This is a genomic window from Sphaerospermopsis kisseleviana CS-549 (genome assembly GCF_028329225.1).
Lineage (GTDB): Bacteria > Cyanobacteriota > Cyanobacteriia > Cyanobacteriales > Nostocaceae > Sphaerospermopsis > Sphaerospermopsis kisseleviana.
Window position 1 is genome coordinate 1 of record NZ_JAQMTI010000158.1, and the last position, 23,746, is coordinate 23,746.

Sequence of the window (23,746 nt, forward strand, 5' to 3'; positions counted from 1 at the left end):
AGTCCCCAGTCACCAGTCCCCAGTCCCCAGTCCCCAGTCACCAGTCCCCAAAAAAATCTTGCCCGGAAAAACTGATGACAATAGCGGATCAGGTTGGATAATTTGTTAAAATTACACATCCATTTTGGGAGTCTGGTTAATGACAACAATTTTAGAAGCAAGTAGTATATATTTACTATCATCCCAACTATCATCCCATTTGCTGGCCGTAGCAGAAAATACAAAACAAGTTACCCCGGAATGGTTGCAAGCTTTTATTTTAGGTATTGTGCAAGGTATTACAGAGTTTTTACCGATTAGTAGTACAGCACATTTGTTAATAGTCACCAAAGTATTTGCTTGGAAAGAACTAGGTGCTAAAGATTTTGTGGATGCGATTCAATTTGGTAGTGTGATAGCGATATTATTATATTTTTGGTCACAAATTTCTAGTATTGTTACAGGTGCAATTGCCGCATTTCAAGATCAAGATTGGCAACGAGAAGAATGGAAAATATTGGTGGGTATTGCTGTAGGAACAATGCCGGCATTAATTTTGGGGTTTCTGTTAAAAGATGTTTTACCTGAAAGTGCATTAGTCATTGCTATAATGTCAGTGATCATGTCGATTTTATTGGGTTTGGCAGAAAAGGTTGGAACTCGCAAGCGTGGTTTTGATTCCTTACAAATTCGGGATGGTATTTTGGTAGGATTAGGACAAACTCTAGCTTTAATTCCTGGGGTTTCTCGTTCTGGTTCAACCTTAACTACAGCCTTATTTTTAGGATTAGAACGTGATACAGCAGCAAAGTTTTCATTTTTATTAGGGTTTCCTACTTTGACGATAGCTACCTTATATAAAAGTTTGAAAATTTTTCAGTTGTTTCAGGAAGGGCAATTACCAGATAATATAGTTTTATTATTAGTTATAGGGATTGTTTCCACCTTTATTTTTTCTTATTTATCAATTGCATTTTTGATTAGGTACTTACAAACAAAAAATACATTTGTGTTTGTTTGGTATAGATTAGCTTTTGGTTGTGCTATTTTATTAGCGATCGCCAACGGTTGGCAAGGATAATTTTCCAGGAGTCAGGAGTCAGGGAGAGAATATTAACTTTTGCCTTTTACCTTCTATTCCCCATTCCCTATTCCCTATTCCCTATTCCCTATTCCCTATTCCCTATTCCCTAATATATGTCTACCATTCAACCTGCAAAAATTACCAAGGTGCTACCTGAATCAATCGCCGCTGAAATTGGTTTTGAAGTTGGTGATGCGATAGTTGCCATTAATGGTACAAAACCACGTGATTTAATTGATTATCAGTTTTTGTGTGCAGATGAATTTTTAGAACTTGAAGTATTAGATGCTCACGGTAAAACTCATCAAATTGAAATTGAAAAAGATTATGATGAAGACTTAGGTTTAGAATTTGCAACGGCTTTATTTGATAATTTAATTCAATGTAATAACCGTTGTCCATTTTGCTTTATTGATCAACAACCACCTGGTAAACGTTCCAGCTTATATTTAAAAGATGACGATTATCGGTTGAGTTTTTTATATGGTTCTTATTTAACCTTAACGAATTTACCAGAAAAAGAATGGCAACGAATTGAACAAATGCGGTTATCTCCCTTATATGTTTCTGTTCATGCGACAGAACCAGAAGTGAGAACTAGACTATTAAAAAATCCCCGTGCTGGGCAGATTATACAACAACTCAAATGGTTTCAAGAAAGACGGTTACAAATTCATGCTCAAGTAGTAGTTTGTCCAGGAATAAATGATGGTGAACATCTAGAAAAAACATTAAGAGATTTGACATCATTTCATACAGGAGAAATACCAGCAGTAGCATCAGTAGCAGTTGTTCCTGTTGGTTTAACGCGATTTCGTCCTCAAGAAGATGAACTCGTACCTGTAACAAGAGAAAAAGCCAAAGAAGTAATTTCTCAAGTGAAATTACTGTGCCAAGAATTTAAACAAAAATATGGTTCTAATGTAGCTTGGTTAGCGGATGAATGGTTTTTAATTGCTGGTGCAGAATTACCAAGTGAAGCGGAATATGAAGAATATCCACAACTAGATAATGGTGTGGGTTCTATTCGCTTATTTATTAAACAATTTGCCCATGCAGCTAACGAATTATTACCAGCAAAAATCTTTCCTGCAAAAAAATTAACTTGGGTGGTAGGTAATGCAGTAGAAACGGCATTTAAACCACTGGTTAAACAGTTAAATAATGTAGAAGGTTTGGATGTAAAAATGCGTGCTTTATATAGTGATTATTGGGGGCAAAATATCAGTGTTACCGGATTATTAACCGGACATGATTTACTGTATCATTTAAAAGGGCAAGATTTAGGAGATGGTATTTTATTACCTAGTGTCATGCTCAAACATGGTGAGTTAATATTTTTAGATGATATGACAGTAGAAGAAGTATCGCGTCAGTTGAATATCAGCATATTCCCAGTTGCGGGAGTTGAGGAATTAATCAATACTTGTTGTCAGTAGACAGTTATCAGTTATCAGTTGTCAGTAGTACATCACCAATCGTTCGTTTTCAGACTCAATTTAAAATTTGGATGGGTACAGCAGCAAAGGAAAATCCCTATCGAGTTAAAGTATGGGAAAATCAGTTGTTAACTATAGAAAGGTTATTGCGGTACGGTGAGAGGAAAGTAATCAATTCTAACTCAGGGTTAACAGTTCGTTAGGTTATTTATGTTAATCCTGCGGATATTATCAGTAATTGAATTTAATCAATCAGATTTAAGCTCTAAAATTATTAACTTGATATAAATTAATAATTTAGAGCCAGTTTGTCTAGAGATTGAAGTTACTGAAAGCATGATTATGCAAAATGTAAATTGTGCGATCGCCATTATAAATCCATTACTTGTCAGCACTATAATTTGCACAATTTGTGTTCTCTAATAAAACTTTATCTATCTAGAAAATATCGATATTTAATATAAATTTAATGGTGATTTTTAGGTAAATGAACTACATTCTCATAAGCTGTTACACAGCTAAATTGTATAGGTATAACAATTAAACCAGGTAGTAAATCAGTTATGAGTCAGCATGAGAATGAGATGAAGTCCAATATTAAAAAATGTTCTTCCCATTCAGGGGAACGTTACTGGGGTCATGTAGAAGTCATAGAAGAGGGGGAAAATTATCGAATTAGTCGGGTGGAAATTAAACCTAGACACGGTATTAAACCACAAATCCATTATCATCGTCATGAACATTGGGTTGTAGTTTCTGGTGTGGCCAAAGTAACTTGTGGTGTTGAGGAAATATTGTTAAATAGTAACCAGTCAACTTATGTACCTGCTGCAACTTTGCATAAGGTAGAAAATCCTGGTTCTATTCCTTTAGTAATTCTAGAAATTCAAAATGGTGAATATTTAGGGGAAGATGATATAGAACGTCCTGAAGAATAGGTGATTGGTGATTGTTGACTGGGAAGAGTTTTTATCATTATGTATGAATTATGAGGTGAGGATAATTGATAGAGAAAAATGTTAAATTGCCTAATTCTTGGCAATCAATTTTAGCAGAGGAATTAGAGAAACCTTATTTTAATAAACTGCAAGAGTTTTTAAGTGAGGAAAGACAATCTTATAATATTTATCCACCAGAAGAAGATGTTTTTTCAGCTTTTGAATTAACGTCTTATGAAGAGGTAAATGTTTTGTTATTGGGACAAGATCCTTACCATGATGAAAACCAAGCTCATGGTTTATGTTTTTCTGTGAAACCGGGGATTAAACCACCACCATCACTGATGAATATTTATAAAGAATTGAAAGCGGATGTGGGGTGTGATATTCCCAATCATGGTTATTTGGTGAATTGGGCTAAACAGGGTATATTGATGTTAAATGCGGTGTTAACTGTGAGGGCGCACACACCAAATTCCCATAAAAATCAAGGGTGGGAAATTTTCACTGATGCAGTGATTCAAAAGGTTAATGAAAAATCCGATCCGGTGGTGTTTGTGTTGTGGGGTGGTTATGCACAAAAGAAGCTGAAATTAATTGATACTAGCCGACATTTAGTAATTAAATCTGCTCATCCTTCACCCCTTTCTGCACGTAATGGTTTTTTTGGTAGTAAACCTTTTTCAGCTATTAATTCAGCTTTAAGTGGTTGGGGTAAACCTGAGATTGATTGGGAGTTGCCGATTTTGGATTTTGGATTTTAGATTTTGGATTGTTTTTCTGAACTCCAATCTAAAATTGTCAATTATCAATTGTCAATTGTCAATTACCTAAAACCATCCTTCTTGTTCTAGGGTTTCGATTAATTGCAAACCACGGGGATCACCAACTCCCAGCAGTGAAGCTTTGGCATCTTCTCTGACACCCAAATCTTTATCTTCAGCAAAGGCTTGAATTAATGCGTCTATAGCTGTAGCATAGACTACATTAGAAGGTAATTCTTTACACAGTTGACCGATTGCCCAAGCGCAGTTACTACGGATGGCGGGTATGGGGTCTTGAACAAGGGCTTCAATTAAGGGAGGTATTGCGCCAATAACTACTTCATAACCCAGAGTTGCCATTTGGGCGAGGGCGCTGGCAGACCAGAGACGGACGGCGGAAATGTCGGTTTTGAGGGCATCTATGAGGGGGTTTAAGGAACGGCGATCGCGGCAGTTACCTAAAGCCCAAACTACACCTTTTCTGACATAGCCATTAAAATCGCAGTTAAGTTGATTAATTAAGGGTTCAACAGCATCAGGGCTGGGGTTACGTCCCAAGGCATAGGAGGCGCTGACTCTGACCAAAGGACAAGAATCGGTTAATAAGCGAATTAAATGGGGTATAGCTCGTTCATCTTGAATATCACAAAATGCACGGGCGGCTAACATTCGTTGCTGGGATTGAGGATCTTCCAAGAGTGCTAACATTGCCTCTGGATCAGGTTTAACTATTTCTGATTCAGGGGTAATAGGTTCTATTTTGTCTAGGGGGCTTTCTAAATCAGCTTCGTTATCAAGTAGGTTTATATCGTCTTCGTCGTACATAATATTTTTTAAAAAGTAATTATATAGGAGGCAGGAGGCAGGAGTTTTTTATTTTGGATTTTGGATTTTGGATTTTGGATTGTTTTTGTGATCTCCAATCTAAAATCTAAAATCTAAAATCTAAAATTTTCTTCCCCAGTCACCAGTCCCCAATCACCTAATGAATTTTATCATCCATAGGGATTGAGTTTGATAACCAAGATTTTGATAAAGGTTGAGGGCGGGGGTGTTAGAGGTAAATACTTGGAGTCCGATTTGGCGATCGCCCCTTTGTTTTGCCCAGTTTTCTATATGCTGCATTAATGCCTTAGCTATCCCCCGACGACGATGGGAAGGGACAACATAAAGCAAGAATATGTGAGCATGGCGATCGCCTGTAACTTGGTCTATGGCGTTACCTGCCCAAAGACAGGCTATGGGAACTGGTGATTGGGGATTGGGGATTGGGGATTGGGGATTGGGGACTGGGGATTGGGGACTGGTGACTGGGAAGAAATATTTACCTCCTGCCTCCTGCCTCCTGCCTTCTGTTCCCTGTTCCCTGTTCCCTGTTCCCTGAGTTTCATATACCCACCACAAAGGGGTATCAGTGGAGAAATATTGTTCCACTGTACAGGCGAGGTGAGAAAAATCTTGAGTAGGAAATAGTTCTTGGTAAGTACGCTGGATAAACTTAACCAATAGTGCTTTGTCTAAGGTAGAACCTCGGCGAATAGAATAGCCGTCCAAAGGAAAGTCAAAATTGGGCATGGGGCGATTCAATTTTGGATTTTGGATTTTGGATTTTGGATTGTTTTGAGTATCTCCAATCTAAAATCTAAAATCTCAAGTTTTCTTTACTGTCACCAGTCACCAGTCACCAGTCACCTGTTCCCTTGTTTACAAATTACTAACTATCACTCCAATGGGTGCGGGTGCGGCCATGTCGGAGGGTAGGAAAATCCGGGCGCTGACTGCGACTAGGGCAATCAAAAATACTAGAACTACGAGTAGGGGGGCGATGTATTGACGAAAAAAAGCCATATTCGGGATTGTAAATAATGAGGTAACTGGTGGAAAACCAGTTAATGTAAATTTTTCTTAATTTATTTTAGCGAGTTTGGAGGCAGGAAAAACTAAAGGTTAACGTGCATCCCGATCCAAATCATCCAGGACTCGTTCACAATACCAATTTTCTGGCATTCCGGGATAATTTTGCTTGGCTTGTTCGATTAATCTTTCGGCTGCGGCTACGTCACCGGATAATCTGGCAATGAGTCGGTTTTTGAGGTAGTTACCTGTAATTTCTTCGTCTACCTGATTAGGTAGGCTGGGAGTGGAGGGCTGTAACTGTTCTCTTTTTAGTTGCCAAAATAAAACGTAGTAGAGTGTGCCAAAAATTAGAACTAAGCTGATTGTTCCCAGGAGAGTGAGGGGGCTAAAGAGAAGATATCCTAAAACTAATTGTGAGAGTACGTAGCCCAGTAATAAACCTGTGACAACGAGGACGAATGTACCGACAAGAATTACTACTTGGTTTCCCATATATCCTCTTCTTCTTCAAGTCCTGGTCTGGTTGCTGTCACTGGTTTGGGATTCCAAGGGGCAAAGAAAGGTAATAGGAGTAGTCCCGGTATAGCAGCAACAATACTAATCACAAAAAATAAAGGCCAACTTGTAGTTTTTGCTAACCAACCTGCTGGCGCAACTAGAATATCACGACTGACGGCCATAAAACTAGAAAGTAAAGCATACTGTGTGGCGGAATAACGCTGATTACACATATTCATTAAAAAAGCAACAAAGGCGGCTGTTCCTAATCCTGCACAAAAGTTTTCGATGTTGATTGTGAGTAAGAGAACCTGATAATTTTTCCCAACTTGTGCAAGTAAAAGATAAGCTAAGTTGCTGATTGCTTGCAACCCACCAAATACCCAAAGTGAACGATTCAACCCAATTTTACTCAAAAATGCGCCTCCTGCCAGTGTACCAACTATGGTGGCTATTAGTCCCATGCCACCTTGAATTGCGCCAATGTCGGTTTGAGTAAAGCCTGTTTGCAGCAAAAACGGCGTGGACATATTATTCACAAAGGAGTCGCCGAGTTTATATAAGACTATGAACAGGAGACTTAAAGAGGCGTAAACTATGCCCTGACGCTGAAAAAATTCACCAAAGGGTAAGATGACGGCTGCGGTTAAAGATTCTGGTGGGATGGTTTCTTTTGGTTCTGGTGCAAATAAGGTGGCTATAATACCTACTGCCATAGCCACTGCCATTAATAAGTAGATTGAAGACCAAGGTATTTTATCAGCTAGGATGAGGGCTAATGAGCCTGTGAGTAGTAATGCTATGCGATAACCTAAAACGAATACGGCTGCACCTGCACCCATTTCTAGTTGTTCGAGTATGTCGGTGCGGTAGGCATCGGCGGCTATGTCTTGGGTGGCACTGAGGAAGGCGATGGCTACGGCGTTGATGGCTAGTAGTTGTAGGGCTTGTTTGGGTTGTTGTAAGGCCATGCAGGCGATCGCTATTAATAACCCTATTTGTAAGATAATTAACCAACCCCGTCTCCTGCCTAAAAAGGGCAGTTTAATCCAGTCTAACAAGGGCGACCAAAGAAATTTTAAGGAATAGGGCAAACCAACAAGGCTAAATAAGCCAATGGCAGTTAAATCTACTTTTTCAATGGTCATCCATGCTTGTAAGGTTTTGCTGGTTAAAAATAAGGGTAAACCAGAGGAAAAACCTAGTAATAATAAAGCCGCCATTTTGCGGCTACCGAATACTTTTAATAGCGATTGTACTGGGTTCATGTATTAAAAATTTTCTTACCATTGTTGCTGTTGACATGACTATTGTGTAGTTCATGTCTAGATACGTCTGAACGTTGTAAAATCAGGATTTTACTTTTTTTGTTGCCATTTCTATTAAATCTTCAATTCTCTTAATATTTGGATCTCCGGCTAAGTATCCTATTCCTCGATGTAGGTGTAAACGAAATTGGGTGATGAGGGTTTCTTTATCTGTGTCTAAACCGTCGTTGTGACAACGTTGTTTCAATGCCAATAGCAATATATCAGCCATTTCTCCCCCAAATACTTTCCAGGTTAGTTCTACGTTGCTATCTTGGGGGATGGGTACGGGTGATGGGGGGGCGGTTTCTGCTAGGGAACGACAAAACGCCCATCTGCATAGGATGTTCCATTGTTCTATTTTGGTGTTGCGTTTGAGTTTGAGTAGTTGATCTTTGGCTGTTTGGGATAGTCTAATACGTTCTATTGGTGATTCCATGATTTTGGTAATTGGTAATTGGTAATTGGTAATTGGTAATTGGTAATTGGTGATGGGTATTAATCTGTGTCTTTAGTGTTGCCAAGAGAATTTAAGTAGGCGTTTAATTTTGGTGACAGTTCATCTATTAATGGTTTGAGAATGTTAACTTGTTCAATTGTTAATAATTTGCGAACATAATCTAATCTCATCCAATGAATTGTTTCATTTAGAGAACCTCTATCAATTTTAATAAACCGTTTATTATCTTGAAAATTATAACGTCCCCTTCCTTCTGCTATATTTGACCCAATACTATCTGCTGCACGCACAATTTGCTTACCTACTGTATCTTTATAAAAACTATCCCATTGTATAACTATTTTCCAAATTTCATTGGCTAATTTTTCCGATAACCTATAAACTTGCAACTCCTCAAAATCTGGTCTACCCATATATTTTATTCCTCACAATTACCAATTACCAATTACCCATTACCAATTACCCATTACCAAGTTACCAAAAATAACCGTCTTTTATTGTAGTTTCTCTTTTACCGGAGTTATATTGCAAGAGGTATTCACGGGCGATCGCTTCGTTTTCTCTCAGGAGTTCTACTTCTTTTTTGGCTATTTCTGTGTCGGTGGAAAGTAAGATTACTTGATGACTCGCTGCGGGAAAGTATCTTTCTACTAGGTTGTTTCTGTGGGATGAGTCGAGTCTTCCTAGTGGTGTGTCAATAGCAACGGGTAAACGTTTTCCTGATACTTTTGCTAAACCCCAAAGGAAGGCGATCGCTAATAGTTGTTTTTCTCCTGCTGATAGGCGATTTTTAGGTACTGGTTTTCCTTTTAAATCATATAATGATATACTAAATGTCTGGGCATCAATGGCAATTCTATGAACTAAATCTGATTTATGCAGAAGATAAAGAAAACAGTTTTTTACTTCTTCTTCTAATTTATTCAATTTCCTTAATGTCAATTTTTCTCTAAATATCTTTAAGGTTGCTTGTACTTTAGTGACTGCATTAATTAAATGTTCTGTACTTTGATATTTCAAACTATCGCTAGTATAGTTAGTTAGTTCTTTTTTGGTTTTTTCAATTGTTGCTTGTAATTCTAATAAATGACGTTTTAAAAACTCTACATTACTATTTGCTTTATTCCATTCTCTTTCGGCTTTTTCCCTAGCTTGTTGTAATTCTGCATAAGCTTCTGGTGCTGCTGCTGTTTGAATTTGTCTGTCTATGGTGAGTATTTGTTCTTCGTAATTTTGCAGTTCTAATATTTTAGCATTAGCTGTATTTTTGGCAATTTGTAAACGATAGACGAGATTATCTAACAAAGTTAAACTTTCTTCATCAGCATTTAACCAAGTGGTTTCTGTAGATGAATTAACAGCATATAATTTATCAATATCTTCAACTAAGAAATTTTGAATACTGTTAATTTTCTCTAATTCTAAATTTAGCTGATTGAGCAAATTTAGTAAACGTTGATCTCTAGCAATTAACACATCCTTTGCTAATTGCATTTGTTGAAATTTTAACTCTTTTTCCCCTTGGGTTTGAATTTGGGATAATAAATTAGGAATTAACCCTAATGGTAGCACATCTTCCGCTAATTCACGTAATGATTTACGGATATTTTCTGCATTTTGAACTTGATTTTCTTTTTGGGTGTCTAGTTGACTACGTTCAGCAGCGAGTTTTCCACCTTCAGAAATATATTTATTTAATGCTTCATCATATTGAATTTTTAAATCTTTTAAATCTGTTTCTAATTTTTCTAATTCTTTTTGTTTATTATTTTCTTTTTGTAATTGTTCTGCTAAACGGTTTTCTAATTCTTCTAATTTAGCTAAATCTTGTTTATCAGCAGTTTCCTTTTTCTTACGATTCACTAATATTTCTAAATCTACTGCTAATTTATCAGCTAATTCTAATCCTAAAAGTCCATTAATAGCATCTACAACTACAGCAGGTGGTGTTTCTTGTTCTGCAAGTTCTTTTACTTGTTCCCCATCAAACAGAAATAAATTAGAAATACCTAAAGGGAGAATATTTTCTATATATTCATCCCAAATAGTAGCTAAAGAATCAACAGGCCAAGTTTCATCTTTTCCTAAAATTCCTAATGAGTCTTTACCGTCTTTGGGATTTTTTTCCCAAGTTCTCACTACACGATATTGAATTGGTTTATCGTCTTCGATGTGTTCAAAAACTAATTCAATTCGGGTTTTATTAATGGGATCAGCTTGACTATTGACACATTGAGTTAAAAAATCATTATAACTCAAGTTTCCTCTAGTAGAACATTGGGCGCGTTGTCCATATAATGCGAGGCGAATAGCATCCATTAATGTTGTTTTTCCGCCACCATTCATTCCTCCTAAAAGGATGATAGGGCGAATATTATCTTGATCTATTCTGGGATCAAGGTTGATGACTTGTCTACCAGCGTAGGGACCGAAGTTTTGCAGTACGAGTTCTAGGAAGATCATGAGAGTTAAAATTTAAAAATTAATAGTTTTTTAAACGAACCACAGAGGCACAGAGAAGCCAATTTCTAGAACGAGAAATGAAGGATTTATTTTTACCTTTTATCACCAATTCTAAAAATTTGATTAGCTGTTAAATTCAAGTTAGGAAATGCCGCAGAAATTAACACATCATTTCCTGTAAATTGACTAACTTGATATTCTCCTTCAATTAAATTATGTATAGAAATTGTTGGTTGTTTAGGATTACCAATATATCTTCTTCCACCTAAACCTAGATAATCAGTGATCCAATATTCAGAAATACCTAATTTTTCATATTCAGCTAATTTGATTAAATAGTCATCTTGCCAATTTGTGCTAACTAATTCAATTACTAAACGGACAGTTTCACCTTGGGTAATTGTAGAACGTTTATTCCATAAAGGTTCATTATTAATGACGTTCCAATCTAAAACAATGACATCGGGATTATAACCAGATTTGGCAGAATCTACTGGTTTAATAATACATTGTCTGGGGATAAAATAAGGTAGGTTATTTTGTTCGATTTGTACACTTAATGTCTGTGCTAAAAATCCTGATACCTGTTCATGTGTTCCCGTTGGTTGCATTTCAAAAATGACTCCATCATGTAATTCAAACCGTCCATATCCATCTGGATACCAGTCAAGAAATTCTTCTAAGTCTATAAGTTGTGGTAATGTTTGTAACATAATCTACTCCTCTTTTTTCTTAAATTTCATACTCGCAAAATTTGCTGGTTTATTTGGTTGTTCATTTTCTTCTTTTTCTGCTGTTTCACCGATATTTAATTGTTTAAATGCTGCGCGAATTGTGGCTATATCTCCTTCACTTGCTGCTTGTCGTAAATCTCTTTTAAAATGGGCATAATCAATAGCATCTTGTTGAGAACGAGAACTGGTTTCAAAGCATTTTTCTAAACTATCAAAAATCCCTACTCGGCGCGTTTTTTTCTTAAATTGTCTTTCTGTATCTAACAATTTCGCCATTAGTTCTAATTGCATTGCGTCACCTTGACAGATTTCTTCTAATACTTCCCATTCATCGCTACCTAATAGGCTATAATCTGCACCAGGACGGGGATCTTTAAATTCTTCTCCTGTCACTTCTTGATAGATTCGGGGTAAACTATCATCAAATTCGTGTTTTTCTTCTAACCATATCCGGCGAATTTCGCTGAGTTCTTCCATAGATATTAAGGTGATATCTCTCATGTTTTCGGGGGCGTTTTTTCTCATTTCTGTTTGGGCGGTTAATAGTTTCCTTAACCAATATTCTCGCCAATATTTTGTATAAGGACCGGGTATGGGTACAACTGATATTTCACCATCTTTATTATTACGTTCAAATAATTGAACTTCTCCTCGTAATCTTCTAAAATCTCTTTTTTCTCTATCGTTTTCAATATCTAATTCTCTACGAAAATCAACGATTGGTTGCATCCATTCTTTTTCTTCATCATTTTGAATCATCGCGTTCAAAGATGTATCACGTTCAACCAAGGTACAAACCCAGCAACCAAAACGGGAACTTCCACAACTGGGAGTAGAGGTATCAACAACTAAAGGACATTCATTATCCTCTGTTGATTCCCTATACATCACAAATAAATCTTTATTGCTATGTCCCCAAGGATTTTCCCACTGCATTAAATATAACCAAACTTCATCAGTTCTCCAATCTTCAATAGGACTATAAACTAAGGAATTAGGTAAATTTCCATTAGGACTTAGGCGATCGCGCACTCTTTTTTCTTCCATTCTCTTCATAGTAGCAGCGCGATTTCTACTTTCAGTTTTGCGAATCCCTAACACAAGAATTGTTTCTCCATCTCTTCTGACCACATCACGAATAAAACGGTTAGATGGATTAATTTTTAAACGTCCGGTACACCAACGGAACTTCTGACGAGGTGCGGGATATCCTTTACCAATTAAACCCACCCAATATGTTTCTTGTGTTTCTGGTTCTAAAATATGTGGGATCATTGGCATTTTTTGTTCTTGGGCAGCTTTTTTGATATTCTTATGAGAATTACGTACCCAAGCCGAAACATAGGGATTTTCTACACCCGTATCTGTGGTAATAACATGAATAGTTTTAGTTCTTTTTTCTGGTGGAAGTCCAGAAATAGCATTCCAAATAAGTTGTAACGTTGCTGTACTGTCCTTTCCCCCAGAATAACCCACAACCCAAGGTATTGCATCCAAACAATATAATTCCTGAATTTCTGTGGTGAGAACTTGAATATAGTCTACCAATTCCGCTACAGTGCGATTTTGCTGATTTTTACTGTCTGTTTGTGGTGCTATAGTCATGACTCCCTACCTGTAATTATATAGATGTACCTGGATTATATGTATTGAGATAAATGCAAATTCAAAAATTATTTATACTAAGTTAGTTTACATTAACTTTTAAAAATTGTTTTTAAAAACTATACTTTTAGTATCCAATATTTTGGAAAAATAAGCAACTCAGTCTCAACCTTAGTTTTTAAAAATTAACCTTATGGACAGCCAATTTGAACAAAATTGTAACATTTCTCAACAGTACATAGAAAATGAAACTCAAGGTCAACAGATGTTATCTACATTACTCAAGACATTTTTTGACAAACAAGACCAAATTCTAGTTCAGCAAACAAAAATGGGAGGTGTTGAAGCTTATGTGGGTTCTGTTACTTTAGAATGGTTTGCAAAGAGAGTTAATTTTGCTTCTACATTACCTCTGTTGCAAAAAAATTATAATTCCGAAACCGAGAATATTGAAATTGATGCAGATAGTATTGATGAAGTTCAGCAACGTCCGTTAGATTGGTCGCGTCAAGCTGCGTTAGTACAATATTTAGCATCACGAAAAAACCATAAGTTTCCCCCGGTATTGGTTGTAATTAATCAATCTTGGGTTGATAATGCAAAAGCAGATGAGTGGAATAGTGAAGGACGTGCTAAAAAAGCTACTACAGATTTTATTCCTCTAGATAAAAATGGTTCTTTTGGTTTGTTAAATGTAGCGGAAGAAAATGTTAGTATTTATGCTTTAGATGGTCAGCATAGATTAATGGGAGTTCAAGGTTTATTAGAATTACTGCAAACTGGTAAATTGAGAAGATATAAAAAAGATAAAACTCATAGTGATAGTTATATTACTCTCTCAGAATTGATAGATGATTCTCAAATTGATGTTGATGATCTGCAAAATTTACCACAGGAAAAAATCGGCATTGAGTTTATTTGTGCGGTGAATGCTGGAGAAACTTATACAGAAGCAAAACAACGAGTTAGGTCTATTTTTGTTCATGTAAATTTAATGGCTGCACCTTTAACAAAAGGTCAATTAACCCAGTTAAATGAAGATGATGGTTTTGCAATTGTAGCGCGAAAAATTGCGGTGACACATCCACTTTTGGCAGAGAAAGAAAAGCGCAAACCGCGTATCAATTGGAATAGTGCTACAGTAGCAAAAAATTCTACTGTTTTGACTACACTGCAAGCTTTACAGGATATGTCTACTACATATTTAGGGCAAAAATTCCCCCATTGGAAACCTTTAGAAAAAGGGTTAATTCCTCAACGTCCAGATGATGAAGAATTACAAGAAGGAATTGCAGATTTTACAGAATTATTTGATTATTTAGCGAGTCTTCCCAGTTATAAAATTTTAGATCATGAAGATACACCAAATTTAAGACGTTTTAGTTTTGAAAAAGGTGGTGGTGAGGCAAATATTTTATTTCGTCCAGTGTCTCAAGTTGCTTTAGCGCAAGCTTTGGGAATTTTGGTTTTTAAAAAAGGTATGTCTTTAGAAGCTATTTTTAAGAAGTTGCGAAAATTTGATCGTCAGGGTGGTTTTAGTGAAATGGAGTTTCCCCATTCTTTATGGTATGGGGTTTTATATGATCCTAATAAAAAGCGGGTTCAGGTTTCAGGAAAGGAGTTAGCGGTGAAGTTGTTGGTTTATATTTTGGGGGGAATGACTGAAAAAATGGAGGTTGCACAATTGCGTAAAGCTTTAGCCGATGCTAGAACGATGGAAAATAATACTATTGGTTTTGATGGTAAGTTGGTTGATCCGCAAGATGTAGGACTTCCATCTTTTCTTTAATTATTAAATAAGAATTGACGGATTAGTGCCACATATTCTACTATTAGATATAGTGTGTTCTATTTTACTGTATGGATGGCATTAATCCAGGTCAACAACTACGTGATCTGCTAAAGACAATATATCCTTTAGACTCAGAGAGCATAGTTATTACTGAGGACAATTCTTTTGTATCTAGAATAGATTTTGGTTTGGTAGCTGGTGGGAATTTTATGAAACTTGTTTATGACAGTAGTATAAACTATCTACTAAGAAGATTAATAAATACAGCTGACTATCTCAGAAGAAAGTATGATTCAGATATGTTTCCTCCTGAGAAATTCTTGATTGAATTGAGGCGTTTTCTTACAGAAAATACTAATATTCAGCAGGATAAGATTGAACAAATTCTGTCTCTTCTGATACTATGTCTTGATGCAAAAAATAAAAAATTAAAAAATTCTAAAAAACAACGAATTTTTAATCAAGCGAAATCAAATAATCAACTATGCTGTTATATATGTGGTAACTCATTAGAAGAAATAATAGAAGAAAACAAAACAGTTAAAGATTTAGAAATAAAAGAAAAAAGTCAAGTTGAACATATCTGGCCAAGAGCAATGGGAGGATCTAGTGAAGAATTTAACCTAAAGTTATCTTGCCCTTATTGTAATAAAGTCAAGAAAAATTATATAGATGCTGCGGATTTTCATTATGAACAAATGTGTCTAGTTAGTGATAAGAATGATCAGAGTTTTTCAACCGAGTTTGTAAAAGATTATAGAATAGCTATATCAGCCAAAAGTAACTACAGTTGTAGTGTATGTGGTAAACCAGCGTTAACCGTAGGTCCATTAAAGTTTGGTCGTGTTAATCCAAATGACAGTTGGCACTTCTTAAATATAGAAGTATATTGTAACGAACACAGTCCAGAGTAAATTCAATAATACTGTTATTAAATTTTAGGAGCATTTATGGGAAATAAAACTTATTTTGGATGCTTAATAAGACAAAGGTTGGATAAAGATACTATACCCTTCTTTGTATTTTACGCTCGCGTTAAAGACATTATACAATGGGCTGGTGTTAGAAGAGCAGAGGATTCAAGAGAAGGTACTCAACGAGTTTTAACACCTACTAGAAGAAAAGCGATAACGCGATTTGTAAAATCTGGTTCAAAAAATACAATTCCTAACAATATTTTGTTAGCATTTGAACCAAATAATGCAACATTTACTCCTTTGCAAGACAAATTATCCCAATCTATTTCTGACATAGAAATACATAATAACTGCGAAAAAATAATGGAATGGGGTATACTTCAATTCTCTTTCGATAAAGCAAATAAAGATTTTTGTGCTTATGTTGTTGATGGACAACATCGTCTTTATGGTCTATCCGATTACGATGCAGAAGATTTACCTATCCTTGTTGTTAGTTTAGTCAATGCTACTGTTGAGGAACAAGCATTCCAATTTATCGTAATAAATAACAAAGCAGTTAGAGTAACCACAAATAATGTTAAAGGTATAATTGCGAATTTAAATGAGGAAGAGTTACAGTTTCGACTGCTAAAAGCTGGAGTCAAATATGGAAATACATCTCCCACACTACGAGATATTAATGATTTAGATACCAGTCCTTTCCAAAATTTATTAGATTGGCCTTACAATAAACAAGGTAATAAGTTAGTACCAGTTTCCGCTATAGAGCAATCTTTAAAGTATTTAAAAACAACATTTACATTTTTAGAAGAGGATGATGACTCTTTGTTTGAAATATTTTGTGCAATTTGGAGAGCTATAAAACAAAATTATTCTACAATATGGGGAACAGATAATAAATTCATGAAGAAAGTGAATATTAATTCACTAAATGAGTTTATTGTTGAGCGTTTAAAATTTGCCTGGGAATTGAGTATTGTAGATATTTTTGATTCTGAGCAATTAGAAAATCAAGTTTTAGGAATTGTTAGATTACTTCCCAAAGAATTTTGGGAAGAAGAATGGTCTATTACACAACTTCAAGATAGTGCTGCTGTAAGAAAACAAATAAAGGAAGATTTATCAACATTAGCAGATAATTGTAAACTCAGAAGAGATTGGTACAAAGATTTGAAACTACCTAGAATAATTCAAGATATAGATTAAAGATTTTTCTTTTTTCTCAAGACAGGAATCTTGTTAAATCAAATTCCTCGTCTTCTTTTTTATTGTTAAGTTTTTCATGCTGTAAAAATAATAAAATTCTTTCAGAATAATCTACTGCTCCCCTCAGTTCACCTTGTAAAACTTCTAAACCACCATTAGCATATTCTTCAAAAATTTCATTACGTTGTTTTTCAAATTCCTCATCATTAGGAGATAAAATTTGAATATTTTGAGTTTCTGTAATTCCCAATAATTTAATTATAAGATCATATCCTGATACTGCAAAAACTTCCAAACGAATAGGAGATGGTTCACGTTTAGAAACTTCCTCAAAAGGAACACGCTTCTTATACTTAACCCCCAAAGCAGCAGCAAAAACAATCACATCAGCGAAAGTTTGAAAAGGACCATTTCCCCCATCAGAAGAAATTAAAGACTTCACCAAATCAGCCTTATCCTTGGCCACCCTGATTCTACCAGATTCCGCCATAATCTTAAAATCTCAACTCCCAATATTTTACAACAAATGGTACTAACTAAAATCAAAACTTTGCTCTCTTCCCTTTGCGTCTACCCTGCGGGATCTCCTGACGGAGATTGCGTCTTTGCGTGAGAAAAAAAATAAAACACAGATGAACACAGATAGACGCAGATAATATTTGTCATCAAAAATTAACCTGCTTGATCCTTAAACTCTTCATTTTCTCCCACCAAAACCACATTCTCATAAATCAAAGACAAAGGAAACTGAAAATCAACACTTGTTAAATGAACCTCATCACCCTCAACAAAAGGATGTAATTCCCAAAAACCCCGATCATTTAACCTAAAACATTCTAAACCGATTTTTTGAGAATCAATCAAAACATATTCCTGTAAACTAGAAAAATTGCGATATTTTTCAAACTTTTTACCCCGATCATAAGCTTCCGTACCCGGAGAAAGTACCTCAACAATTAAACAAGGAAATTGCAAAAACTTAATCGCTTGTCTATCTTGAGGATGACAACTCACCACCACATCAGGATAGAAAAAAGGTCCATTTTCAGAAACTCCAACCTTTGCATCTGACATCAAAGCACTGCACTTACTTCCCCGTAAATGACTTTTCAAAGTAGAAGCTAAATTTAAAGCGATCGCAGCATGAGGAATAGTACCTCCAGTCATTGCAAAAACTTCACCATCAAGATATTCATATTTAATTTCCTGTAACTCTTCCCACTCTAAAAACTCTTGGGGAGTGAGATAAAACCGATCAGAAATAGCAACCATTTTTCCTTTCTCCTTTTGCGTTCTTCCCTTTGCGTCTTTGCGTGAGATAAAAAATAGAACGCAGATGAACAGAGATAAACGCAGATAAATTTTTCTGTTTCTCTCTGCGACTCTGCGACTCTGCGTGAGAACAATTAACCCCTTTCCACCTCCATAATTTCAGTATACTCAAAACCACTAGGACTTTGACGAATCAAATAATATTTCTCCCCATTCACCTCCATAAAATCCTGTTCACAGTCAGGTTTAGAAGAATAATAAGTTAACACATATTCCTTACCAATTCTTTCTAAAATTTCCTCCTCAACCTCCACCCTCCATTGAGTTTTCGTCACTAAAACCACTAACTGATTTGCTAATTTAGGAATAGTTTGTGCAATGTGACGACGAGAGTTAGCGTCTAAACTTCCAAAAGGTGAATCCATAACAATAGGAAAAGTGCTACTATCAGGAACCATCATGATTTTTCGTTTTTCACTCCATTCCCGCACTTTATCAATAATACTCGCAATAAATGATAAACTAAGAATTTGATTTTCTCCCGTAGATGCTGCTACCAGTGCTTCTATTCCTGTGGTATTCTCAACTAAAGTCAGTTCATATTTTTCCGTAATCTTAGGAATATAAGGAGTGACAGAAATTTCCGAAAATATTTCCTGTACTCGCTTTTCTAACTGCAATCTAAATTGTTTCTCCTGTCTATTTTTCACCTCTGTTAATCTTTCAATTGCGTCTTGAGTTGCAATAATACGACGCTGTGCTAAAATTTGTCTTCCTTCATTTTGTTTTTGTTTAGCAATTTGTTTGACTAATACATCAACTTCTGTTTTCAGGTGAGAAATTTCCTGTTGGTTTGCACCTTGTTCTCGGTTTAATTCATCAATTTTCCCTTCAATTCCATCTAACCGTTTTTGTAAACCGCTAATATCTTCATTGGGATCTTTTCTCAAGATTTCTTCAATATTATCTAACTCACCTTCTATTTGGGAAAGTGATGTTTTGATCTGACTAATTCTTGCTTGTTCTCTATTAACATTCTCCCAAAAAATATCCGCTTGTTTATCAATATCATCAACTTGCGCTCCCATTCTAATTGCTGTTTCTTCTACAGAGGAAGATCCGGTTTTTTTCAAAAGTGATTTAACGTGAAAATGTCCATTTCCTCCTTCTTTTAATTCTGCTCCACAAATACATCTTCCTGTTTGAATTAATTCCGCGACAAATTCTTTAGAAATTCCTGATTTTAATTCTCCTTTTTGTTTTAATTCGCTGATAATTCCCCGAAAATTTGCATTTGTTTGACCTAATAATACTGTGTATGCTTGTTTGGAAATAATCTTTTTCAGTGCTTCTTTAGTTTTTTTCAGTTCTTCATAACTACTACGTTTTTGAGTTTCTAAACTTTCTCGTCTTTCTTGTAATTCTCGCACTGCACTGAGTTCTATCAACCGACTGCTGATATCTTTTTTAAATGTCTGTTGATTTTCTAACTCTTTTTTAATTTCTGTTTGTCTTTTATTAATTCTTTCCATTTCTTGTTCTAGTTTACTTTGCTCTTTTAATAATTGTTTAGTTTCTGCATCACCAATAGCAGCAAGTTCGTTATCTAAGGTTTTCTTTGCTTCTTTTAAATGTCTAATTGCTAAGTCAATTACTTTCACTCCTAAAAATGTTTCTGTTGCTTCTGCTATTTCTGCTTTTTTATCAGACCTCACAATTTCTTCTATGCGTTCCCCATCAAAAAAGAAATATTGATGTAAACTTGCTGGTAATATATTATTGATAATCTCTTCTGCTTGTTCAATGGGAAAATACCATTTACCGTCATCTCCTACGGTTTGAATAATTAATTTTGTTTTTGTTGCTTCCATGTTGGTAGCATTTTTATAAACTCGACAGGTGCGTTTTGCTCGGTATCGGTTTCCTTCATGTTCCCAACCAACTTCTACCCAACATTCTACAGGTTGTTCATTTTCTACTTCTGCGATCGCTCTTTTATTTACTAACTGTTCTGTCGCAGCAAACGCAGCAGTAAATTTTTCATATAACACCCAGGTAAACGCATTTAATAAACTGGTTTTACCTGCTCCATTATTCCCATGAATTATTGTAGTATTTTTAATATCTCCCGTCGCAATGGTAATTTCTGGAGTCTGTCCATAAAAAGAACGAAAATTACAAAGTTTAATCGAGGTTAGTTTCATTCCTGCACCACTTCTTTCACTGCTTCTTTGATTATTCCTAAAATATCATCATTAATTGCACCTTTGCTTTTTCTCGCAAGTCTTGATTTTTCTAACCTACAAACTCTCTCAATTATCTGTTTAACTTCCGGTGGTGCAGTATTAATTGGTGCTTGTACATCTTCAATATTTGATTCTGTAGACATAACGGGTTGTAAAAATAGACTTTTCTATCTATTTTAACCATCTTTGTCAACATTTAGTAATCAGTTATCAGTTATAAAACTTTATAATTTCTAATTTAATATAGATTTTTAATTATGAAACTGCATCAAAAATAGGTAAAAACTTATGATTTGGCGGCTGGAAAGGGATTGCTTTTTTTATTTATTCCTGGTAAAGTTATCTTTACAAGCTCTAATAATGGGATATTGCTTGTTTTAAAAATTTCAGCAACACTCCATTATATTAGAATAGTACCGCGCCCCCAGCGCCGAGTCAACCCCTCAACTATCAATTTTCGCCCCCCCAAGAAAGAAAAATAAATGAAGAAATCTATAGATATAGCATTTACCAAGTTAGTGAGGTACAGAGTTTTTTGTCTTTGGGAATTGGGAATTGGGAATTGGGAATTGGTAGCAGTAAATAAATGAGGGTGTACCTCATGAGACTGGGAAACGCTATAGATGCGATGCCCACACAAAAAGATGGTAGTACAGTACGGCGTAAATAAACCAAGTATTAGATAGCCAAAACTTTACCCTTATATGTCCACTTGAAAGGTTTAGCCATTGTTTAGCCAAATTCCATGAAACTGGGAATTAATTACCAGGCTTTATTTACGCTGTTTGTTGAGATTCAGTTTCTACCTTCTGTCCAATTTTGGGTTCTGTACCTGTCAGCAACCTTTCAATATTACTGCGATGACGAATAATTACATATAAACCCCCAGCAATACTAAACAAAACATAAGCTAAAGGTTGCTGGAAAACCACCATCAAAATAGAAACAGCAACAGCACCAGAAATAGAACTTAAAGAAACGATTTTAGATATAGCAATAACTACACCAAAAACCCCCAAGGTAGCCAAACCAACCGGCCAATTCATGGCTAATAAAATACCCAAACTGGTAGCCACAGACTTACCACCAGTAAAACCTAAAAAGATTGATTTACTATGTCCTAAAATTGCCCCTAACCCAACCAAAGTTACTAACCAAGGTTGCCATAATTGCACATTTAAATTTGCAGGTATGACATTATAACCAGGAGCAAAATTGAATAAAGCATAAACCAGATTTATGGCTAATACTCCCTTCAAACAATCAACAAATAACACAAAAGCCCCCGGACCTTTACCCAAAGTTCTCAGAACATTGGTGGCACCAGTTGAACCAGAACCAACTTCACGAATATCAATACCTTTTAATAACTTACCTGCAAGATATCCAGTGGGAAAAGAACCCAAAAGGTAAGCTAATAAAACCACTACCCCACACAAAGTCAACCAAATAGCCATAATTTTATTAGAAGTTCAGAAGTTCAGAAGTATGGCTAACGCCACGCTTACTTCGACTGCGCCCTTCGACACCGCCCTTCGACACCGCCCTTCGACACCGCTCAGGACAGGCTCAGGACAGGCTCAGGACAGGCTCAGTACAAGTCGCTATCAGGAGTCAGGAGTCAGGAGTTATTTATTTTGGATTTTGGATTTTGGATTTTGGATTTTGGATTGTTTTTGTTAACTCCAATCTAAAATCTAAAATCTAAAATCTAAAATTTTTTTCCCCAGTCACCAATCACCAATCACCAGTCCATTCCCTATAATTAAAAATCATCATCAAAATCTCGATCGCGCATCATTTTCGGATCTGGTGCAAAAGCTAACCACAAAGGGAATTGTAATAAGCCTAAACTAATTTGCTCCTCAGAATCATCAATGATAATTAACGGCATTTGATTAGATTTAACTAATCTATCTGCTTTTTGGGCTAAAGCGTTAGGTGATTCAAATAATACCACACCTCTGTCTGGTCCAAAATCAGGACGACCAATACCTAAACAATCTTGTAAACCCCGTCGCCATTCGCCCAAACGTTCGGGACTATTAGCTAAAATCAGAGTACGTAGGCGATCGCCTCCGGCACTACGCTCCGCGTAATCGCCATATAATTTATGTAAAATCGAAATTGCCGCTGAAGCAATCAAAATATTCTGCAAACGACTACCCATTGTCCGCAGCGCACCCCGTCCTCCTAAGGTAAAAAACCAGTTAGATACTCTTTCAGCGTGAACAGGTTCAAAAGTGCGCCTTAACTGCCATGCAGGACCATAATAATCTGGTTGGTTGCGATATTGATCAATTAAACGGCGAATTTGTTTTGTTGTATCTTGAAACTGTTGTTGGGCAAATTGCAAAGTCTGAGACTGTTCTTCAACAGGTTTGGATTCTTTTTTCGCCTCTTTTATGGCTGGTTTTTCTCTTTCTTTTTCCCTCACAGCCGGCACAAGTTGCAATTGTTCCGCTGCGGCTGCCAAATCTTGTAAACTACCTGTGAGATAATCTTTAAAACCCTGTACCCGAATAGCCAAATCTTGAGACGTACCTGCAAAAGTCGTTCGCATTTCATTTCTAATGCGTTCTTGTCGTCGCTCCAGTTGTTCTACAGAAATTTGCAATGCCTGTTTACGCTGTTCTAACAATGAAAGGGACTCTTGCACCATTTTCGAGAGTGCTGTTTGAGTTTCGCTAACCTGTCCCTGAAGGGTTTTGTAAGTAATTTGCAGTTGAGATATTTCTGCTTTGAGTGCGGATTCGGTTTCCTGTAACTCAGCTACTCGTTGCGCTGCTACTGCATATAGTGAATTAAATTCTGATTCTGATTCCAGGAATTTATTATCTATTTTTTCTACTGTTTCTACTGTTTCTACTGTTTTTGACGTTTGTGTTTCTGTGTTCATCATTGCAGACTCTACATCAACTTCCTTTGCTGATGGTTGTGCTGGAGTTGATGTTTCTGTCTCTAATGGTGAATCATCCGATAAATTTGCTGATATTTCCGCCTGTTTTTCATCTGTGGAAATTTCATGCGGCGTTTCTTCCCACCAGTCATCTATCGGTTTTGGAGTTTGGGATTCCTCTGGGTTCATAAATAGGATTGTAATTATTAACGCGACTAAATTATAGCCGTAGTACGGGCGTTTTTCGGGCAACCACGGGGGGTTTGCCCCTACGGACTCCTGA

24 protein-coding genes are annotated in these 23,746 nt (G+C 36.1%); 8 read left to right on the top strand and 16 right to left on the bottom strand.

Annotated features, from left to right (window positions below):
- The first annotated feature begins 139 nt into the window (after positions 1 to 139).
- The 5 genes from PN497_RS13175 (at position 140) to PN497_RS13195 (ending at position 4,204) form a co-directional block, all read left to right on the top strand.
- Entirely contained in the window at positions 140 to 1,060 is a 921-nt protein-coding gene (locus PN497_RS13175; RefSeq protein ID WP_096567876.1) for an undecaprenyl-diphosphate phosphatase, read from the top strand.
- A 116-nt stretch (positions 1,061 to 1,176) separates the two neighbouring features.
- A complete protein-coding gene (locus PN497_RS13180; RefSeq protein ID WP_096567874.1) occupies positions 1,177 to 2,502 on the top strand; it encodes a TIGR03279 family radical SAM protein in 1,326 nt (441 codons plus the stop codon).
- 71 nt (positions 2,503 to 2,573) lie between these two features.
- On the top strand, positions 2,574 to 2,705 hold the full coding sequence (locus tag PN497_RS13185) for a hypothetical protein (RefSeq protein WP_272110365.1): 132 nt from the start codon (positions 2,574 to 2,576) through the stop codon (positions 2,703 to 2,705).
- A 360-nt stretch (positions 2,706 to 3,065) separates the two neighbouring features.
- Entirely contained in the window at positions 3,066 to 3,440 is a 375-nt protein-coding gene (locus PN497_RS13190) for a phosphomannose isomerase type II C-terminal cupin domain (protein ID WP_096567870.1), read from the top strand.
- 65 nt (positions 3,441 to 3,505) lie between these two features.
- Entirely contained in the window at positions 3,506 to 4,204 is a 699-nt protein-coding gene (locus PN497_RS13195; protein WP_096567868.1) for a uracil-DNA glycosylase, read from the top strand.
- Positions 4,205 to 4,270: 66 nt separating this feature from the next.
- Here the strand turns inward: PN497_RS13195 and PN497_RS13200 are convergent, their stop codons facing one another.
- The 10 genes from PN497_RS13200 to dndC all read right to left on the bottom strand — a co-directional run bounded on the left by PN497_RS13200 (position 4,271) and on the right by dndC (position 13,128).
- Positions 4,271 to 5,029 (bottom strand): HEAT repeat domain-containing protein, encoded by a 759-nt coding sequence (locus PN497_RS13200; RefSeq protein ID WP_096567867.1) that lies wholly within the window; start codon positions 5,027 to 5,029, stop codon positions 4,271 to 4,273.
- A gap of 153 nt (positions 5,030 to 5,182) precedes the next feature.
- Positions 5,183 to 5,779, bottom strand: coding sequence for a GNAT family N-acetyltransferase (locus PN497_RS13205; protein WP_096567865.1), 597 nt, complete (start codon positions 5,777 to 5,779; stop codon positions 5,183 to 5,185).
- Positions 5,780 to 5,908: 129 nt separating this feature from the next.
- Positions 5,909 to 6,052, bottom strand: coding sequence for a hypothetical protein (locus PN497_RS13210; protein ID WP_187041732.1), 144 nt, complete (start codon positions 6,050 to 6,052; stop codon positions 5,909 to 5,911).
- 99 nt (positions 6,053 to 6,151) lie between these two features.
- The gene (locus PN497_RS13215; RefSeq protein WP_096567863.1) at positions 6,152 to 6,553 is read right to left on the bottom strand and encodes an ABC transporter permease; all 402 of its coding nucleotides are present in this window, start codon (positions 6,551 to 6,553) and stop codon (positions 6,152 to 6,154) included.
- Positions 6,538 to 7,827: an AmpG family muropeptide MFS transporter gene (locus PN497_RS13220; RefSeq protein WP_096567861.1), complete on the bottom strand. Its 1,290-nt coding sequence runs from the start codon at positions 7,825 to 7,827 to the stop codon at positions 6,538 to 6,540. Before PN497_RS13220 ends, PN497_RS13215 begins: the two co-directional genes overlap by 16 nt.
- An 82-nt stretch (positions 7,828 to 7,909) precedes the next feature.
- The gene (gene dndE, locus PN497_RS13225) at positions 7,910 to 8,305 is read right to left on the bottom strand and encodes a DNA sulfur modification protein DndE (protein ID WP_096567859.1); all 396 of its coding nucleotides are present in this window, start codon (positions 8,303 to 8,305) and stop codon (positions 7,910 to 7,912) included.
- Between the two features lie 59 nt (positions 8,306 to 8,364).
- The gene (locus tag PN497_RS13230) at positions 8,365 to 8,739 is read right to left on the bottom strand and encodes a four helix bundle protein (protein WP_096567857.1); all 375 of its coding nucleotides are present in this window, start codon (positions 8,737 to 8,739) and stop codon (positions 8,365 to 8,367) included.
- Between the two features lie 61 nt (positions 8,740 to 8,800).
- Positions 8,801 to 10,789 carry a DNA sulfur modification protein DndD gene (gene dndD / locus PN497_RS13235; protein WP_096567855.1) on the bottom strand — a complete coding sequence of 663 codons (1,989 nt, stop codon included), beginning with the start codon at positions 10,787 to 10,789 and terminating at the stop codon, positions 8,801 to 8,803.
- A gap of 92 nt (positions 10,790 to 10,881) precedes the next feature.
- Positions 10,882 to 11,502 (bottom strand): Uma2 family endonuclease, encoded by a 621-nt coding sequence (locus PN497_RS13240; RefSeq protein ID WP_096567853.1) that lies wholly within the window; start codon positions 11,500 to 11,502, stop codon positions 10,882 to 10,884.
- A gap of 3 nt (positions 11,503 to 11,505) precedes the next feature.
- A complete protein-coding gene (gene dndC, locus PN497_RS13245) occupies positions 11,506 to 13,128 on the bottom strand; it encodes a DNA phosphorothioation system sulfurtransferase DndC (RefSeq protein WP_096567851.1) in 1,623 nt (540 codons plus the stop codon).
- Positions 13,129 to 13,321: 193 nt separating this feature from the next.
- On the opposite strand from dndC, the gene PN497_RS13250 reads away from it, so the two are divergent.
- The 3 genes from PN497_RS13250 (at position 13,322) to PN497_RS13260 (ending at position 17,046) form a co-directional block, all read left to right on the top strand.
- Positions 13,322 to 14,917 carry a DGQHR domain-containing protein gene (locus PN497_RS13250; protein ID WP_096567849.1) on the top strand — a complete coding sequence of 532 codons (1,596 nt, stop codon included), beginning with the start codon at positions 13,322 to 13,324 and terminating at the stop codon, positions 14,915 to 14,917.
- A 71-nt stretch (positions 14,918 to 14,988) separates the two neighbouring features.
- Positions 14,989 to 15,834, top strand: coding sequence for an HNH endonuclease (locus tag PN497_RS13255; protein ID WP_096567847.1), 846 nt, complete (start codon positions 14,989 to 14,991; stop codon positions 15,832 to 15,834).
- A 36-nt stretch (positions 15,835 to 15,870) separates the two neighbouring features.
- Entirely contained in the window at positions 15,871 to 17,046 is a 1,176-nt protein-coding gene (locus tag PN497_RS13260; protein WP_096567845.1) for a DGQHR domain-containing protein, read from the top strand.
- A 16-nt stretch (positions 17,047 to 17,062) separates the two neighbouring features.
- On the opposite strand, the gene PN497_RS13265 is transcribed toward PN497_RS13260, so the two are convergent.
- The 6 genes from PN497_RS13265 to PN497_RS13290 all read right to left on the bottom strand — a co-directional run bounded on the left by PN497_RS13265 (position 17,063) and on the right by PN497_RS13290 (position 23,652).
- The gene (locus tag PN497_RS13265; RefSeq protein ID WP_096567843.1) at positions 17,063 to 17,536 is read right to left on the bottom strand and encodes a DNA phosphorothioation-associated protein 4; all 474 of its coding nucleotides are present in this window, start codon (positions 17,534 to 17,536) and stop codon (positions 17,063 to 17,065) included.
- A 182-nt stretch (positions 17,537 to 17,718) separates the two neighbouring features.
- Positions 17,719 to 18,318, bottom strand: a complete 600-nt coding sequence (locus PN497_RS13270; RefSeq protein WP_096567841.1) for a Uma2 family endonuclease — start codon at positions 18,316 to 18,318, stop codon at positions 17,719 to 17,721.
- A gap of 134 nt (positions 18,319 to 18,452) precedes the next feature.
- Entirely contained in the window at positions 18,453 to 20,522 is a 2,070-nt protein-coding gene (locus PN497_RS13275) for an AAA family ATPase (protein ID WP_096567839.1), read from the bottom strand.
- Positions 20,519 to 20,707, bottom strand: coding sequence for a hypothetical protein (locus tag PN497_RS13280; RefSeq protein WP_096567837.1), 189 nt, complete (start codon positions 20,705 to 20,707; stop codon positions 20,519 to 20,521). Before PN497_RS13280 ends, PN497_RS13275 begins: the two co-directional genes overlap by 4 nt.
- A 633-nt stretch (positions 20,708 to 21,340) precedes the next feature.
- Positions 21,341 to 22,021 (bottom strand): glycerol-3-phosphate 1-O-acyltransferase PlsY, encoded by a 681-nt coding sequence (gene plsY, locus PN497_RS13285; RefSeq protein WP_096567835.1) that lies wholly within the window; start codon positions 22,019 to 22,021, stop codon positions 21,341 to 21,343.
- Between the two features lie 308 nt (positions 22,022 to 22,329).
- Entirely contained in the window at positions 22,330 to 23,652 is a 1,323-nt protein-coding gene (locus PN497_RS13290; protein ID WP_096567832.1) for a DUF3086 domain-containing protein, read from the bottom strand.
- Positions 23,653 to 23,746: the final 94 nt, after the last annotated feature.